The organism is Streptomyces sp. NPDC058751 (assembly GCF_042746485.1).
In the GTDB taxonomy this organism is placed as follows: Bacteria; Actinomycetota; Actinomycetes; order Streptomycetales; family Streptomycetaceae; genus Streptomyces.
Window position 1 is genome coordinate 1 of the sequence record NZ_JBHYPZ010000017.1, and the last position, 15,489, is coordinate 15,489.

At 70.2% G+C, this 15,489-nt stretch carries 14 protein-coding genes and 1 tRNA gene; 11 read left to right on the forward strand and 4 right to left on the reverse strand.

Annotation, left to right across the window (positions count from 1 at the left end; genetic code table 11):
- Window positions 1-136 precede the first annotated feature (136 nt).
- Window positions 137-1,450 (reverse strand): sensor histidine kinase, encoded by a 1,314-nt coding sequence (locus tag ACFW6B_RS17360; RefSeq protein WP_386596807.1) that lies wholly within the window; start codon window positions 1,448-1,450, stop codon window positions 137-139.
- 167 nt (window positions 1,451-1,617) lie between these two features.
- Here ACFW6B_RS17360 and ACFW6B_RS17365 point away from each other — a divergent pair, with 167 nt between their 5' ends.
- The 7 genes from ACFW6B_RS17365 (at window position 1,618) to ACFW6B_RS17395 (ending at window position 7,322) form a co-directional block, all read left to right on the forward strand.
- Window positions 1,618-2,481, forward strand: coding sequence for a hypothetical protein (locus ACFW6B_RS17365; protein ID WP_386596809.1), 864 nt, complete (start codon window positions 1,618-1,620; stop codon window positions 2,479-2,481).
- A 14-nt stretch (window positions 2,482-2,495) separates the two neighbouring features.
- Window positions 2,496-2,567, forward strand: a tRNA-Gln gene (locus ACFW6B_RS17370).
- A gap of 140 nt (window positions 2,568-2,707) precedes the next feature.
- Window positions 2,708-4,156: a bifunctional UDP-N-acetylglucosamine diphosphorylase/glucosamine-1-phosphate N-acetyltransferase GlmU gene (gene glmU / locus ACFW6B_RS17375; RefSeq protein ID WP_386596811.1), complete on the forward strand. Its 1,449-nt coding sequence runs from the start codon at window positions 2,708-2,710 to the stop codon at window positions 4,154-4,156.
- A 131-nt stretch (window positions 4,157-4,287) separates the two neighbouring features.
- Window positions 4,288-5,265 carry a ribose-phosphate diphosphokinase gene (locus ACFW6B_RS17380; protein WP_151471324.1) on the forward strand — a complete coding sequence of 326 codons (978 nt, stop codon included), beginning with the start codon at window positions 4,288-4,290 and terminating at the stop codon, window positions 5,263-5,265.
- A gap of 183 nt (window positions 5,266-5,448) precedes the next feature.
- The gene (locus ACFW6B_RS17385) at window positions 5,449-6,036 is read left to right on the forward strand and encodes a 50S ribosomal protein L25/general stress protein Ctc (protein WP_386596814.1); all 588 of its coding nucleotides are present in this window, start codon (window positions 5,449-5,451) and stop codon (window positions 6,034-6,036) included.
- A 73-nt stretch (window positions 6,037-6,109) separates the two neighbouring features.
- The gene (gene pth / locus ACFW6B_RS17390) at window positions 6,110-6,721 is read left to right on the forward strand and encodes an aminoacyl-tRNA hydrolase (RefSeq protein ID WP_386596816.1); all 612 of its coding nucleotides are present in this window, start codon (window positions 6,110-6,112) and stop codon (window positions 6,719-6,721) included.
- Window positions 6,722-6,824: 103 nt separating this feature from the next.
- Entirely contained in the window at window positions 6,825-7,322 is a 498-nt protein-coding gene (locus tag ACFW6B_RS17395; RefSeq protein ID WP_386596818.1) for a hypothetical protein, read from the forward strand.
- 293 nt (window positions 7,323-7,615) lie between these two features.
- Here the strand turns inward: ACFW6B_RS17395 and ppc are convergent, their stop codons facing one another.
- Window positions 7,616-10,348 (reverse strand): phosphoenolpyruvate carboxylase, encoded by a 2,733-nt coding sequence (gene ppc / locus ACFW6B_RS17400; RefSeq protein WP_386596820.1) that lies wholly within the window; start codon window positions 10,346-10,348, stop codon window positions 7,616-7,618.
- Window positions 10,349-10,698: 350 nt separating this feature from the next.
- Between ppc and ACFW6B_RS17405 the strand changes: the two genes are divergently transcribed.
- A complete protein-coding gene (locus ACFW6B_RS17405) occupies window positions 10,699-11,709 on the forward strand; it encodes an acyl-CoA desaturase (RefSeq protein ID WP_386596823.1) in 1,011 nt (336 codons plus the stop codon).
- Window positions 11,706-12,386, forward strand: coding sequence for a TetR family transcriptional regulator (locus ACFW6B_RS17410; protein WP_386596825.1), 681 nt, complete (start codon window positions 11,706-11,708; stop codon window positions 12,384-12,386). Before ACFW6B_RS17405 ends, ACFW6B_RS17410 begins: the two co-directional genes overlap by 4 nt.
- 93 nt (window positions 12,387-12,479) lie before the next feature.
- On the opposite strand, the gene ACFW6B_RS17415 is transcribed toward ACFW6B_RS17410, so the two are convergent.
- Window positions 12,480-13,292, reverse strand: coding sequence for a trans-aconitate 2-methyltransferase (locus ACFW6B_RS17415; RefSeq protein WP_386596827.1), 813 nt, complete (start codon window positions 13,290-13,292; stop codon window positions 12,480-12,482).
- Window positions 13,293-13,463: 171 nt separating this feature from the next.
- Here ACFW6B_RS17415 and ACFW6B_RS17420 point away from each other — a divergent pair, with 171 nt between their 5' ends.
- The gene (locus ACFW6B_RS17420) at window positions 13,464-13,961 is read left to right on the forward strand and encodes a MarR family winged helix-turn-helix transcriptional regulator (protein WP_103553555.1); all 498 of its coding nucleotides are present in this window, start codon (window positions 13,464-13,466) and stop codon (window positions 13,959-13,961) included.
- Here ACFW6B_RS17420 and ACFW6B_RS17425 read toward each other — a convergent pair.
- Entirely contained in the window at window positions 13,920-14,687 is a 768-nt protein-coding gene (locus ACFW6B_RS17425) for a LuxR C-terminal-related transcriptional regulator (RefSeq protein ID WP_386596830.1), read from the reverse strand. The two genes, ACFW6B_RS17420 and ACFW6B_RS17425, sit on opposite strands and share 42 nt — an antisense overlap.
- Window positions 14,688-14,944: 257 nt before the next feature.
- Here ACFW6B_RS17425 and ACFW6B_RS17430 point away from each other — a divergent pair, with 257 nt between their 5' ends.
- Window positions 14,945-15,427, forward strand: a complete 483-nt coding sequence (locus ACFW6B_RS17430) for a GNAT family N-acetyltransferase (protein WP_386597120.1) — start codon at window positions 14,945-14,947, stop codon at window positions 15,425-15,427.
- The last annotated feature ends 62 nt before the right edge of the window (window positions 15,428-15,489 follow it).

The following is a 15,489-nucleotide window of genomic DNA, read 5'->3' on the forward strand; positions in this document are numbered from 1 at the left end:
GGGGCCGTGCCGGTACATCACATGCCCGTCGCCACCGACGGTCACCTCTCCGTCCGACGGCGACGGGCGGATGTACCGGCACGGCCCCGCCCCACCCACCGAACAGATGCCGCACCCGGCACCCCCGCCCGGAGGGCTACGCGGGGATGACAGCCGACACCCGGAACCCACCCGCATCGGTCGGCCCCGACACGAACACACCCCCCAGAGCGGCCACCCGCTCCTTCATCCCCAGCAGCCCGTTCCCCCCACTGGGCAACCCGACGGACGACCCCACCCCCACCTCGGGCGGACACTCGTTCTCCACCTGCATCGCGATCTCGGACACCCGATGCGCCAGCCGCACGTAGGTCTTGGCCCCCGCCGCGTGCTTGTGGACGTTCGTCAACGCCTCCTGCACCACCCGGTACGCCGTCTGCTCGATCTCACGGGCGTACGCCCGCATGTCCCCCTCGACCGACAGCGCCACGACCATCCCCGCCGCCGCCGACTGCCCGATCAGCTCGTCCAGCTCGGCCAGCCTCGGCCCCTCACCGGCACCGGAGGAGTCACCCGCCGCCCGCGAAGCCGCCGCGGCCGCGGCGGCCCCCACCGCCGCCAGCGGCACCGAAGGCACCCGCGCCCGCCCCCCGTCCCCCGTGCGCAGCACCCCCAGCATCTCCCTCAGCTCCGTGAGCGCCTGCCGCCCCATGTCCCCCACCAGGGCGGCGTTCTTCACTGCCTTCTCGGGATCCTTCCGGGCCACGGCCTGGAGCGCCGCCGCGTGCACCACCATCAGGGAGACCCGGTGCGCGACCACGTCGTGCATCTCCCGCGCGATCCGGGTGCGCTCCTCGTTGCGCGCCCACTCCGCCCGCTCCTCCGCCCGCTCCGCGAGGAGCTGCAGCTCCCGCTCCAGCGAGTCCGCCCGCTCCCGCAGGCTCTCCATCAGCCGCCGCCTGGCCCCCATGTACAGCCCCAGCAGCACCGGCGGCGCGGTCATCCCGATCGCCGTCGTGATCGAGGCGAAGGGGACCAGCCAGTTCCCCATCGGCACGTCCCCGTCCACCACGCTCTGGTGCGCCCGGACGAACGTGACGATCAGCATGCCGGCGAAGGACATCCCGGCCAGCGCGGCGGTGATGCGGCGCGGCAGCTCGGACGCGGCGAGCGTGTAGAGCCCGACGAGTCCCATCAGGAAGCCCATCTGGGCGGGCGCGATCGCGATGGACACCAGGACGACCGCGATCGGCCACCTGCGCCGCACCAGCAGCACGGACCCGGCCACCGCCCCGAACACGACGCCCACCGGAGCGGGCAGTCCCGCGTCGTGCGCGAAGCGGACCCCCTCGGTGCCGCACTCGAACGCGGACGCCAGGGCGAGCCCCGCGTCCAGTGCCGCACCGCGCCATCCGACCCACCACCACGGCCCGGTCCCGGCCGCGGTGTGCTCTTCCCCCGTCGTGGTCATGACTCCAGCCTACGGTCGCCCCCCGGACCTTTTCCGGTGAGTTTTACCCACTGGCCCACACCACGCCCCGCCTTCGAACAGAAGCGAAACCTTCCGATATCCCTCGAACTGCTGAATCGATCACCGTTCGACCCCGGAAGCCCGCATTCCGGCCCGACGGTATGCCCATGGCACATCCATCGAGCAAGTACGCGGATTTCGAAGCCCTGCGGGAACAAGCGGTCGCGCTGCGCCGGACGGGACTCAGCCGCCGCCAGATCCGCGACCGCCTGCACATCTACAACAACGACATCCTCAACCGCCTCCTCCAGGGCGAGCCGCCCCCCGACTGGACCAGGCGCCCCCGCGCGAAGGACGACCTCCGCGCCAGGGCCCGCGAGCTGCGCCTCCAGGGCTGGACCTACGACCGGATCCAGGTCGAACTGGGCTGCTCGAAGAGCTCGATCTCCCTGTGGGTACGAGACCTGCCGAAGCCCGAGAGGAAGAAGCGAACCCGGGAGGAGGCTTCAGCCATCGCCAAGCGCGGCTGGGCGGTCACGATGCAGCTGCGCGAGGAGGAGCGTCAACGGACGAAGCAAGCAGCCACGGACAGCATCGGCGAGATGTCCGACCGCGAGCTCTTCCTGCTCGGCGTCGGCCTCTACTGGGCAGAGGGCGCCAAAAGCAAGCCTCACCTCCCCCAGGAGCGAGCCACCTTCATCAACAGCGATCCCGGCATGATCATGGTCTACCTGGCCTGGTTGCGCCTGCTGGGCGTGAGCCCCGATCGCCTGCGGTTCCACGTCCACATCCACGAGTCAGGTGATGTGGAAGGCGCCGAACGCTTCTGGATGGAACTCGTCGGCGGCGATGCTGCAGCGTTCGGCAAGACCAGCCTCAAGCAGCACAACCTGAAGACCAACCGCAAGAACGTCGGCCAGGACTACCGGGGTTGCCTCGTGGTCCGAGTCCTCCAAAGCGCCGACTTGTACCGTCGCATCGAAGGCTGGTGGTCTGGCATGGTGGTAGAAGCCAGGCGGCGAACCGCGTAGGCTTCACCCGGTAATCCCCCGTGGTGTAATAGGTAACACACGTCACTTTGGATGATGTATTTCAGGTTCGAGTCCTGGCGGGGGAGCAATGCTCGGTTCGAACCTTGACTGCGCCACCTTTGGGCTCTGACACCACTGTCAGGGCCCTTCCTCATATCCCTCCCGATACGCCCCGGTATCCTGCGGATGTCCCACCCCCCGTCATCCGAAGCCGAAGGGCAGTCCCGTGAGCACCAATCGCCCGGCAGCCGTCGTCGTACTCGCAGCGGGTGAGGGCACCCGTATGAAATCGGCCACTCCCAAGGTCCTGCACGACATCTGCGGACGCTCCCTCGTCGGTCATGTGCTCGCCGCCGCGCGCGAGTTGGACCCCGAGAACCTGGTCGTCGTCGTGGGTCACGCCCGCGAGAAGGTCGTCGGCCACCTCACGGAGATCGACCCGGGCGTCCGGACGGCGGTGCAGGCCGAGCAGAACGGCACCGGGCATGCGGTGCGGATGGCCCTCGAAGAGCTCGGCGGCGGCGTGGACGGGACCGTCGTCGTGGTCTGCGGCGACACCCCCCTGCTCAGCGGCGAGACCCTGCTCGCGCTGACCTCGACCCACGGCACCGACGGCAACGCCGTCACCGTGCTGACCGCCGAGGTCCCCGACGCCACCGGCTACGGCCGCATCGTCCGCGACGGCGCCAGCGGCGCGGTCACCGCGATCGTCGAGCACAAGGACGCGAGCGACTCGCAGCGCGCGATCCGCGAGATCAACTCGGGCGTCTTCGCCTTCGACGGCCGGCTCCTCGCCGACGCGCTCGGCAAGGTGCGCACGGACAACAGCCAGGGCGAGGAGTACCTGACGGACGTCCTCGGGATCCTGCGCGAGGCCGGGCACCGGGTGGGCGCGTCCGTCGCCGCCGACCACCGCGAGATCGCCGGCATCAACAACCGCGTCCAGCTCGCCGAGGCCCGCCGCATCCTGAACGACCGGCTGCTCACGCGGGCCATGCTGGCCGGCGTCAGCGTCGTCGACCCCGCGACGACCTGGGTCGACGTGACGGTCACCTTCGAGCAGGACGCGATCGTGCACCCCGGGACGCAGCTCCAGGGCGCCACCCACGTGGCCGAGGGCGCCGAGGTCGGCCCCAACTGCCGTCTGAAGGACACCCGGGTGGGCGCCGGCGCCCGTGTCGACAACACCGTGGCCGACACCGCCGAGGTGGGTCCCGAGGCGAAGGTGGGCCCGTTCGCGTACCTGCGCCCGGGCACGCGGATCGGCCTGAAGGCCAAGGTCGGCACGTACGTCGAGACGAAGAACGCGACGATCGGCGAGGGGACGAAGATCCCGCACCTGTCGTACGTGGGGGACGCGACGATCGGCGAGTACTCGAACATCGGTGCCGCCAGCGTGTTCGTGAACTACGACGGGCAGGACAAGCACCACACCACGATCGGGTCGCACTGCCGTACGGGTTCGGACAACATGTTTGTGGCGCCTGTCACGGTCGGGGACGGCGCGTACACCGCGGCGGGCTCCGTCATCACCAAGGACGTGCCGCCCGGCTCGCTGGCCGTGGCCCGTGGCCAGCAGCGCAATATCGAGGGCTGGGTGGCCCGCAAGCGTCCCGGGAGCGCCGCCGCGAAGGCCGCGGAGACCGCCTCCCGGGAACCGCAAGGCGAAAGCTGACCGGAAAACGGCACGTCGCAAACGGCGTACCGTGATAAGTGCACACCCGCACCCCAGCTGAGAAGCCCTCTCGCAACCCAGCTGAGAAGACCTCTCACGCCCACTGAGATGACCTCTGAGGAGACAGTGCTGTGACCGGGATCAAGACGACGACCGGCGAGAAGAAGATGATGTTCTTCTCCGGCCGCGCCCACCCCGAGCTTGCCGAGGAGGTCGCCCACAAGCTGGGTGTCGGGGTCGTCCCGACGAAGGCCTTCGACTTCGCGAACGGTGAGATCTACGTCCGCTACCAGGAGTCCGCGCGCGGCGCCGACTGCTTCCTGATGCAGAGCCACACGGCTCCCATCAACAAGTGGATCATGGAACAGCTGATCATGATCGACGCTCTGAAGCGGGCCTCCGCCCGGAGCATCACCGTGATCGTGCCCTTCTACGGTTACGCCCGTCAGGACAAGAAGCACCGTGGACGTGAACCGATCTCGGCGCGTCTGGTCGCGGACCTGATGAAGACGGCCGGCGCGGACCGCATCCTCACGGTCGACCTGCACACGGACCAGATCCAGGGCTTCTTCGACGGCCCGGTGGACCACCTGTTCGCGCTGCCGATCCTCGCCGACTACGTGGGTGCCAAGGTCGACAAGTCCAAGCTCACGGTCGTGTCCCCGGACGCCGGCCGGGTGCGGGTCGCCGACCGCTGGTGCGACCGTCTGGACGCTCCGCTGGCCATCGTGCACAAGCGGCGTGACAAGGACGTCGCCAACCAGGTCACCGTGCACGAGGTGGTCGGTGACGTGAAGGGCCGCGTCTGCGTCCTCGTCGACGACATGATCGACACCGGTGGCACCATCTGCGCCGCCGCGGACGCGCTGTTCGCGCACGGCGCGGAGGACGTCATCGTGACGGCCACGCACGGTGTGCTCTCCGGCCCGGCGGCCGACCGTCTGAAGAACTCCAAGGTCAGCGAGTTCATCTTCACGGACACCCTGCCGACCCCGGGCGAACTGGAGCTCGACAAGATCACGGTGCTGTCGATCGCCCCGACGATCGCGGACGCGGTGCGTGAGGTCTTCGAGGACGGCTCGGTGACGAGCCTGTTCGAGGAGCAGTAGGCCTCGCTCCCGCCGGTCGCCTAGATCGATTTCTTGTACGGCCTCCCCGCCCCGTAAGCTGTCACAGTTGCTCGGCGAGGGAGGCCGCACTTGTGTGCGGCGGTCCGTTATCGACGCGCTCTTCGTAGCAGGCCGATGGTTTGGCCGGGTGACCTTCTTCCCCAGGATCTACGAGGAGTGAAAATGTCCGAGGTGAAGCTCGCCGCCGAGTCCCGTACCGAGTTCGGCAAGGGTGCCGCCCGCCGCGTCCGCCGCGAGGGCAAGGTTCCCGGTGTCGTCTACGGTCACGGCACGGACCCGGTCCACGTGACGCTTCCGGGCCACGAGCTGCTGCTCGCGCTGCGCACGCCGAACGTCCTGATCTCCCTGGACCTCGACGGCAAGTCCGAGCTGGCGATCCCGAAGGCCGTCCAGCGCGACCCCCTGAAGGGCTTCCTCGAGCACGTCGACCTGCTCCTCGTGAAGCGTGGCGAGAAGGTCGCCGTCGAGGTTCCCGTGCAGACCGAGGGTGAGCTGGCCCCGGGCAGCTTCATCCTGGAGCACGTCCTGAACACCCTGACGGTCGAGGCCGAGGCCACCCACATCCCGGAGTCGGTCACCGTCTCCGTCGAGGGCCTGGAGGCCGGTGCCTCCATCCACGCCAAGGACATCACGCTCCCCAAGGGCACCACGCTGGCGGTCGACGAGGACGCTGTCGTCATCCAGGTCCTGGCCGCGCAGGCCGAGGAGCCCGCCGCCGAGGGCGAGACCGAGGCTGCCGCCGAGGCCTGATTCCCCCCGGAATCTTCATCTGTGTCAGCCGCCGCTCCTGCCGGGAGCGGCGGCTGCCGCGTATCAAGGACACATGGGAGACACGGACGTGACGACCGACGCCAATGCGCCCTGGCTGATCGTGGGCCTCGGCAATCCGGGCCCGGAGTACGCCATGAACCGGCACAACGTGGGTTTCATGGTGGCGGATCTGCTGGCGGAGCGGGTCGGCGGGAAGTTCAAGCGGGCGGGCAAGGCGCAGGCCCAGGTGATCGAGGGGCGGATCGGGCCGCCGGGTCCGGCGAACCGCCGGGTGATCCTGGCCAAGCCGATGTCGTACATGAACCTGTCGGGTGGCCCGGTGACCGCGCTGCGGGACTTCTACAAGGTGCCGACGGCGAACGTCGTGACGGTGCACGACGAGCTCGACATCGACTACGGCGTGCTGCGGCTGAAGCTGGGCGGCGGTGACAACGGCCACAACGGGCTGAAGTCGATGACGAAGGCGATGGGCCCGGACTATCACCGGGTGCGGTTCGGCATCGGGCGTCCTCCGGGCCGTATGCAGGTCGCGGACTTCGTGCTGAAGGACTTCGGGTCGGCGGAGCGCAAGGAGCTGGACTACTTCGTGGACCGGGCGGCGGACGCGGTGGAGTGTCTGGTGATCGAGGGGCTCGAGCGGGCCCAGGGCACCTACAACTCCTGAGGGCGGGTCCGGGGTCGCGGGGGTGCGGGGCGGGTGGCCGACGTACTCGTACAACTGCCGACTTGTCCCCTGCCGGGGTTGACCGGGCGCGCGGCCATGGCCAATGATCCCCGCCATGCGTGCCGTCACCTCACGTCAGAGCGCGTACGCGGTGCTGCGTTTCGGGCAGCTCGCGGCGATGGGCGTGGTCACCGGGCTCATTCTGATCGCGGGCGTCTGGGCCTCCTGGGGCACCGCGCAGCACGTGATGCTGGGCAAGGGCCGGGAGCAGGGCACGATCGCCGTGCGGTCGTGCTCGGGAGACGTCTGCGCGGGGCCGTACACGCCGGTGTCGGCGGGTTCGCGGGCGCGGGCCCGTGTCGTCATCGACCGGTCGGTGGCGGTGGAGAAGGACCGGACGTACACGGTCACGGTGAAGCCCGGCAGTGACGAGGTCGTCCGCAGCGGTCCGGCGGGGCTGCTCTACGCCTGGGTCCCGTTCGGGGGTGCGCTGCTGCTCGCCTCGGTGGTGGTGGCGGGTGGTCTGCGGCTGACCCGCGTGGCCTGGCTGATGGCGGGTACGGGGGTCGCCCTGCTGACGGCGACGTTCCTGGCCCTCTAGTGCCGTGACCGGAAAGGTTTGCCGGGAAGCTCGCGGCGTCCGGTGCGGTGCATCGCAAGGCGGAGCATCGCCCGCGTACTGGACGTACTCGGGTGATGCGACAACGCGGCGAGGTGCCGTGCCGGGCGTCGCGAGCCGGTGAACCTTTCCGGTCACGGCACTAGGCCCTGTCCGGTCGGTCACGGGCGGACGGGAATCGTGCCGGCCCTGGGACCTCACGGACGCACGAAGGCGCCCTCCGCGCTCGTACGGGTACGAGCGCGGAGGGCGCCTTCTCGTGTGTCGGCGGTGCGTCAGCCGGTGTTGCGCAGGCCCGCCGCCACACCGTTGACCGTCAGGAGCAGGGCCCGCGAGAGCAGCGGGTCCGCGGCCTGGCCGGCCGCGGCCTCGTCGCGCTGGCGCTTGAGGAGGGCGACCTGGAGGTAGGAGATCGGGTCCAGGTAGGCGTCGCGGATGGCGAAGGTCTGCTGGAGCACCGGGTTGGTGTCGAGCAGCTTCTCGCCGCCGGTGACCCGCAGGACCTCGCGCACGGTCAGCTCGTGTTCGGCCTCGATGGCGTCGAAGACGTGCTTGAGCTCGTCCGGGACGAGGGTGTCGACGTAGTGGCGGGCGATCCGCAGGTCGGTCTTCGCGAGGGTCATCTCGACGTTGGAGATGAAGTTCCGGAAGAAGTGCCAGTGCTCGTGCATCTCGTCGAGCACGGTGTCCAGGCCCGCTTCGCGCAGTGCCTTGAGGCCGGAGCCCACGCCGAACCAGCCGGGCACGATCTGCCGGGACTGGGTCCAGCCGAAGACCCACGGGATGGCGCGCAGTCCGTCGAGCGAGACGCCCGAGCCGGGGCGGCGGGAGGGCCGCGAGCCCAGGTGCAGGTCGGCGAGCTGGTCGACCGGCGTGGAGGCGAGGAAGTACGTCGGCAGGTCGGGGTCCTGGACGAGTTCGCGGTAGGCGGCGTGGGCGGCGTCGGAGACGACGTCCATGGCGGCGTCCCAGCGGGCGAGGGCCTCGTCGGACTGGCGGGGTGCGGTGTGCAGGGCGGACGCCTGGAGCGTGGCGGCGACCGTCAGTTCCAGGTTCTCCCTGGCCAGGGAGGGGATGAGGTACTTGTCGGAGATGACCTCGCCCTGCTCGGTCACCTTGATCTCGCCCTCCAGGGTGCCCCAGGGCTGCGCGAGGATCGCGTCGTGCGAGGGGCCGCCGCCGCGGCCGACGGTGCCGCCGCGGCCGTGGAAGAGGCGCAGGCGTACGCCGTAGCGGTGGGCGACGTCGCGCAGTCGGCGCTGGGCGCGGTGGATCTCCCACTGGGAGGTGGTGATGCCGCCGAACTTGGAGGAGTCGGAGTAGCCGAGCATGACCTCCTGGACGTCCCCGCGCAGCGCCACGAGGCGGCGGTACGAGGGGTCGGAGAGCATGTCCTCCAGGATGGTGTCGGCGGCCTTGAGCTCGTCGGTGGTCTCCAGGAGGGGCACGATGCCGATCTTGGCCCAGCCGGCGTGCAGGTCGATGAGTCCGGCCTCGCGGGCGAGGACGGCGGCGGCGAAGACGTCGTCGGCACCCTGGCACATGGAGATGATGTACGACTCGATGACCTCGGGCCCGAAGACCTTCAGGGCCTTCTTGACGGTCTCGAAGACGCCGAGGGTCTTCTGTCCGGCGGCGTCGAGGGGCGCGGGGGTGGGGGCGAGGGGGCGGCGGGAGCGCAGTTCCTTGGCGAGGAGCTTGGCGCGGTAGTCGCGCGGCATGTCCGCGTAGCGCCAGGACTCCTCGCCGAGGCGGTCGAAGAGCTGGCCGAGGGCGTGGTGGTGGGCGTCCGCGTGCTCGCGTACGTCCATGGTGGCGAGCTGGAGGCCGAACGCGGCGAGCGTGCGGATGGTGCGGTTCATGCGGCCGTCGGCGAAGAGGCCGCCGCGGTGCTCGCGCAGGGAGGTCTGGATGAGGGTGAGGTCGCACAGCAGTTCGGCGGTGCCGAGGTAGTCGCGGCCGTCCTCGTGGGGCGTGCCCTTGGCCAGGCGGAGCTTGGTGTTCTCCAGCTTCTGCCGGATGCAGGTGGCCTTGAGGCGGTAGGGCTCCTCGGCGTTGAGGCGCTTGTAGCGGGGGCTGATCTCCGGCAGGAGTTCGAGGTCGCTCTGGAGGGACTCCAGGAGTTCCTCGGTCGCGCCGGTGTAGCGGATGGAGTTTGACAGGAAGCCGCGGAGCTCGTCGATGAGTTCCAGGGCGTCGTTGATGCCGTGCTCGTGCTGGAGGATCAGGACGTCCCAGGTGACGGCGGGGGTGACGTTCGGGTTGCCGTCGCGGTCGCCGCCGATCCAGGTGCCGAAGGTGAGGGGGCGGGTGTCGTCCGGGAGGGCGACTCCGACGCGTTCGAGTTCGGCGGTGAGGTCTTCCAGGACGTCGCCGACGGCGCTCGCGTGGAGCTCGTCGAGGTAGTAGATGGCGTTGCGGGCCTCGTCGGCGGGCTCGGGGCGTACGACGCGGAGCTCGTCGGTCTGCCACACCAGGTCGATGTTCTCGGCGAGGCGGGTGTCGTAGCGGCGGCGGTCGGCCTCGATGACCGGGGTCTCCAGGAGTGCGGCGATGCGCCGCAGCTTGTTGAGGACCGAGCGCCGGGCCGCCTCCGTGGGGTGGGCGGTGAAGACGGGTCGGACGTTGAGGTTCTTGACCGTCTGGCGCAGGTGTTCGGGGTCGGCGTCCTTGAGCCGGTCGGCCGTACGGGCGAGGAGGCCGCCCTCGGCGGCGCGCTTGGCGCGCAGCTCGCGGCCGCGGTGCACCTGTTCGGTGACGTTGGCGAGGTGGAAGTAGGTCGAGAACGCTCGGACCAGCTTGGCGGCGGTCTCCAGTTCGGTGCCGCGCAGCAGCTCGGCGGCGGCCTCGCCGTCCTCACGGGTCAGGCGGCGGACCTTTTCGACCAGTTCCAGGAGCTCGGGGCCCTCCTGCCGGACGAGGGTCTCGCCGAGCAGGTCGCCCAGGCGGCGGATGTCGGCGCGCAGTTCGCTGCTGGTGGTCGTGGTCTGGTCGTCGGCACTGCTCACAGGTGCGGCTCCTTGCAGTGGTGAAGCTCGTCTGAAGAGTGGGGAATCTCGTTCGAAGCTCGTCTGGGAGGGAACCCGGGTGACGACCGCGCGCGGCGGGTGCCGCTTGGGGAGGTGGCATCCGGGAAGAAATCAGAACGGACCGCGCTGTCCGACCGATACCAAGGATAGGTGTCCCCTGAGACGCGCAGGCTCACGGGCTCTTGCCGCCGGGCTACGCGCTGACATACTTACGACGCCGTAGGTTACGGACCCGTAGGTATTCCCGTCGGACGGCGGGAGGATCCTGGGTCCGCGCCCGGACACTCCTCCCCGCCGTTCCTCACCCTCGAACCCCACAGGGGACGCCCATGACCACGAGTTCCGATGTGATCGACGACGCCCCGCGGGCGGGCGACGACGTCTCGTCGCCCGCCGCGACGCTCGGCGGCGAGAGAAAGGGGTCGCTCGAACAGATCACGCTCCTCCTCTTCATCGCCGTTCCGTTCCTGGCACTGCTGGCGGCGGTGCCGCTGGCCTGGGGACGGGGGCTGAGCTGGCTGGACGTCGGCCTGCTGGTCTTCTTCTACTACCTGGGCTGCCACGGTGTGACGATCGGTTACCACCGCTATTTCACCCATGGCTCCTTCAAGGCGAGGCGTCCCCTGCGGATCGCGATCGCGATCGCGGGGTCGATGGCGGTCGAGGGTCCTCTGGTGCGCTGGGTGGCCGACCACCGCAAGCACCACAGGTTCTCCGACGCGGAGGGTGACCCGCATTCGCCGTGGCGGTACGGGGAGACGGTTCCGGCGCTGATGAAGGGCCTGTGGTGGGCGCACATCGGCTGGATGTTCGACGAGGAGCGGACCTCGCAGGAGAAGTACGCGCCGGATCTGGTGAAGGATCCGGTGATCCGGGCGATCTCGCGTCAGTTCATCTTCTGGACGATGCTCTCGCTGGCGCTGCCGGCGCTGATCGGCGGTCTGGTGACGATGTCGTGGTGGGGCGCGTTCACCGGGTTCTTCTGGGGGTCACTCGTCCGGGTGGCTCTGCTGCACCATGTGACGTGGTCGATCAACTCGATCTGTCACGCGGTGGGCAAGCGTCCGTTCAGGTCGCGTGACCGTTCGGGCAACGTGTGGTGGCTGGCGGTGCTCTCGTGCGGCGAGTCCTGGCACAACCTCCACCACTCCGACCCCACGTCCGCCCGGCACGGCGTGGACCGCGGCCAGCTCGACTCCTCGGCGCGGATCATCCGCTGGTTCGAACAGCTCGGATGGGCCTACGACGTGCGCTGGCCGTCACGCTCGCGTATCGATTCGCGCCGCAGCGACGACGGGAACGGCTCCCGACGCAAGACGGAAACCGCTGAAGCGGCATGATTGACGGCGTGGCGACCGACTCCAGCAGCACCCCGAGCAGCACCGAAAAGCCGCGGCGCGCGCGTCGCACCCGCATGACCGGCGCCGAGCGCCGTCAGCAGCTGCTGGAGATCGGCCGCACCCTGTTCGCGGCCAAGGGCTTCGAGGGCACGTCGGTGGAGGAGATCGCGGCCAGGGCCGGTGTCTCCAAGCCGGTGGTCTACGAGCACTTCGGCGGCAAGGAGGGCCTGTACGCGGTGGTGGTGGACCGTGAGATGCGGCGGCTGCTGGACATGGTGACCAGTTCGCTGACGGCGGGCCATCCGCGTGAGCTGTGCGAGCAGGCGGCGTTCGCCCTTCTGGACTACATCGAGGAGTACACGGACGGTTTCCGCATCCTGGTCCGTGATTCCCCCATCCCGCAGTCGACGGGTTCGTTCGCGTCGTTGATCTCGGACATCGCCACCCAGGTGGAGGACATCCTGGGCCGTGAGTTCAAGAGCCGCGGCTTCGACCCGAAGCTGGCGCCGCTGTACGCGCAGGCCCTGGTCGGCATGGTCGCGCTGACGGGCCAGTGGTGGCTGGACGTCCGCAAGCCGCGCAAGGCGGAGGTGGCCGCGCACCTGGTGAACCTGGCGTGGCACGGTCTGGACGGTCTTGAGCCGAAGCCGCGGTTGATAGGGCACCGCAAGGCTTAGGAGGGTGGCCGGGAGCCGTGCTCCCGGCCGTCCCGGTTCCCCGCCCCGCTCGGCGGGGCGGCTCCCGGCCCGAGGTGGTCGGGCGCGGTGGGGTCAGGCTTCCTTCCGGGCGACGGCGAACAGCCGGCGGAACGGCAGGACCGTGCCGTGGGGGCGGGCGGGGTAGGCCTCGCGCAGCAGGTCCCGGTAGGCGGTGAGGAAGGCGTCCGTGGCCTCGGGGTCGTCGGCGAGGGCGGTCAGCACGGGCCGCAGGGCGGTCCCCTTCGTCCAGTCGAGCACGGGGTCGGGGCCGGTCAGCAGTTGCATGTACGTGGTCTCCCAGACGTCGGTGCGGCAGCCGGCGGCCTCCAGGCGGTCCAGGTAGACGAGCGGGTCGTGGACCGAGTCGGCGGCGCGGAGGGTGTCGCCGACCAGGCCCTTCCAGCGCGGGGAGGCGGCGAGTTCGCGCAGCAGGGCGTGCAGCGGGGCGTCGGTGTTGTTGGGCACCTGGAAGGCGAGGGTGCCGCCGGGCGCGAGGGCGTCGAGCCAGCCGGGGAGCGAGTCCAGGTGTCCGGGGACCCACTGGAGCGCGGCGTTCGAGGTGATCAGGTCGTACGTCTCGGCGGGGGTCCAGTCGGTGAGGTCGGCGTGGGCGAAGTCGAGCCGTCCGCCGCCGGCGGTGGGGCCGGCGTGCTCCTCGGTCCTGGCCAGCATGTCGGCCGAGTTGTCGTAGCCGGTGATGTGGGCGGTGGGCCAGCGGGCGGCGATCTGGGCGGTGACGTTGCCGGGGCCGCAGCCGAGGTCGGCGATGCGCGCGGGGTCGTGCGGAAGGCCGGGGACCTGGGCGAGGAGGTCGGCGAAGGGGCGGGCCCGGTGCCGGGAGTGACGCAGGTACTGGCCCGGGTCCCAGGTGGGGGTGGCAGCCATGGGTGGCCTCCTCGAAGTCGCCGCGGGGTCGCGGACCGCCGAGGGACGGCGGTGACCGGACCGTTCGGACCTCCAGCCTCACAGAGGGTCTATCTCGACGTCAAGAGACTTGTCTTCAAGAAGCTCCACATCAAGAGACTTCATGTCGACACAACCACTACACTGATCGTCATGGAGGACGAGGTCGATCGGCTGGTCGCTGCGTGGCGCCGGGAGCGCCCGGACCTCGACGTGGAACCGCTCGAGGTGCTCAGCCGGGTGAGCAGGCTGGCCCGGCACCTGGACCGTGCCCGTCGGCTCGCTTTCGCCGAGCACGGCCTGGAGCCCTGGGAGTTCGACGTGCTGACGGCACTGCGGCGCGCGGGTTCCCCGTACCAGCTCTCTCCGGGGCAGCTGCTGACCCAGACGCTCGTCACCTCCGGCACGATGACGAACCGCATCGACCGTCTGACCAAGAAGGGTCTGGTGGAACGCCTCCCGGACCCGAGCGACCGCCGGGGCGTGCTCGTGCGCCTCACGGACGAGGGGTGCGACCGCGCGGACCAGGCGCTGGCCGGCCTGCTCGACCAGGAGCGGGCGATCCTCGCCGAGCTGAGCCGGGCACAGCGCGGTGAACTGGCCGGCCTGCTACGCCAGTTGACCGCCCCGTTCGACAACATCCCCGGTTAGGTCGGCGGGTCCGACACCGGCGCGCCTGGCCAGTGCCACGGCGGCGAGGGTGGAGTGCACACCGAGTTTGCCGAGGACGTTCTGCATGTGGGTGCGGACGGTGTGCGGCGACAGGAACAGCCGCTCCGCCACCGCCTTGCGCCCGAGCCCGGCGACCATGCACCGCAGCACCTCGCGCTCGCGGGGCGTCAGCGACTCGACGAGCCGCTCGCTCTCGGTGCGGTGCTTGCGCGCGGCGGTGAGCTCGCGGAGCACCCCGGTGAGCAGGGCGGGCGGCAGGTGGGTCTCGTCGCGCAGCACGCCCCGTATGACGGTGAGCAGCCGCGACAGCGAGCAGTCCTTGGCGACCCAGCCCGAGGCCCCGGCCTGCAGGGCGAGCGCGGCCCGGCACGGGTCGTCCTTCTCGGCCAGTACGACGGTCCGTACGCCCGGCTGTCCGGAGCGCACTCCGGCGACCAGCGATATGCCGTCGACCAGGCCGTCCTCGTTGCCCTCCTGGACGGGTACCGCCGGGCGCATGCCCGGCAGGTTGCCGCCCAGGTCGGCGTCGACGAGCAGTACGTCGAAGCGGCGGCCCTCGGCCGCCGCGCGTTCGAGGCAGCGCAGCGCGGCCGGACCGCTGCCGGCCGCGGACACGTCGACGTCGGGCTCGGCCGCGAGCGCGGCGGCGAGCGACTCGGCGAAGATGCGATGGTCGTCGACGACCAGTACTCGGATGCGAACCACAGAAACCCCCACTGTCGGGGGACGATCCGTACGGGTACGGCGCCCGAGGTGATCCCGGGCCCGCTTGGGACCCGGAGAACGGGGTGCCCTTTGCCGCACGGCCGCCGCCGTGCTGGAAGTGCTACCCCCCCTTCGGGCGTCGTACCCGACCGTCTCGCCCCCTGATCAGCACCGGCCCCCACCGGCACCGTTCATCAGAGTACGGGCGGGGGCGGAGAGCGGAAGGCAATTTGCAGAACTGGTTGGCCAGCGCGTTTATGGTGAGCCGTATGTTTCGTATCGAGACAGGAGACGACAAGGAGCGTCGGGATCTGCTCCGCAGACGGCTGCTGGACACGAACACGGCGGCGTCCCCGGAACTGCGCGCGCTGCGCGGAACCCCGGCCGAGCGGGAACTCCCGCTCCAGGTGTGGGCCTTGGAGGAGGACGGCGGTCTGGCCGGCGGTCTGGTGGGCCACACCTGGACGACCTGGCTGCACGTCACCTACCTGTGGGTCGACGGCCGTCACCGCGGAACGGGCCTGGGCAGCCGGCTCCTGACCGAGGCCGAACAGGCCGCCGCCGCACGCGGCTGCGCCGCGGCCCGCGTGGAGACCTGGGACTTCCAGGCCCCGGACTTCTACCGCAGGCACGGCTACGAGGTGGTGGCCGCGATCCCCGACTACCCGCCGGGGATCACGGAGTACACCTTGACGAAGCGTTTCAGCCCCTCCGGCCCAAGCCCCAGCCCTCCGGCATGAGCCCCAGCCCCTCCGGCCCAAGCCCCGCCCCTCCGGCGTAAGTTCCAGCCCCTCCGGCGTTT

Bases quoted from the DNA above. Each gene is read 5' to 3' on its own strand.
- ACFW6B_RS17420 (WP_103553555.1), top strand. From the start codon at position 13,464: ATGGAGGACGAGGTCGATCGGCTGGTCGCTGCGTGGCGCCGGGAGCGC.
- ACFW6B_RS17415 (WP_386596827.1), bottom strand. From the start codon at position 13,292: ATGGCTGCCACCCCCACCTGGGACCCGGGCCAGTACCTGCGTCACTCC.
- ACFW6B_RS17430 (WP_386597120.1), top strand. From the start codon at position 14,945: ATGGTGAGCCGTATGTTTCGTATCGAGACAGGAGACGACAAGGAGCGT.
- ACFW6B_RS17395 (WP_386596818.1), top strand. From the start codon at position 6,825: ATGATCCCCGCCATGCGTGCCGTCACCTCACGTCAGAGCGCGTACGCG.
- ACFW6B_RS17405 (WP_386596823.1), top strand. From the start codon at position 10,699: ATGACCACGAGTTCCGATGTGATCGACGACGCCCCGCGGGCGGGCGAC.
- ACFW6B_RS17410 (WP_386596825.1), top strand. From the start codon at position 11,706: ATGATTGACGGCGTGGCGACCGACTCCAGCAGCACCCCGAGCAGCACC.
- ACFW6B_RS17365 (WP_386596809.1), top strand. From the start codon at position 1,618: ATGGCACATCCATCGAGCAAGTACGCGGATTTCGAAGCCCTGCGGGAA.
- ACFW6B_RS17385 (WP_386596814.1), top strand. From the start codon at position 5,449: ATGTCCGAGGTGAAGCTCGCCGCCGAGTCCCGTACCGAGTTCGGCAAG.
- ACFW6B_RS17360 (WP_386596807.1), bottom strand. From the start codon at position 1,450: ATGACCACGACGGGGGAAGAGCACACCGCGGCCGGGACCGGGCCGTGG.
- pth (WP_386596816.1), top strand. From the start codon at position 6,110: ATGGGAGACACGGACGTGACGACCGACGCCAATGCGCCCTGGCTGATC.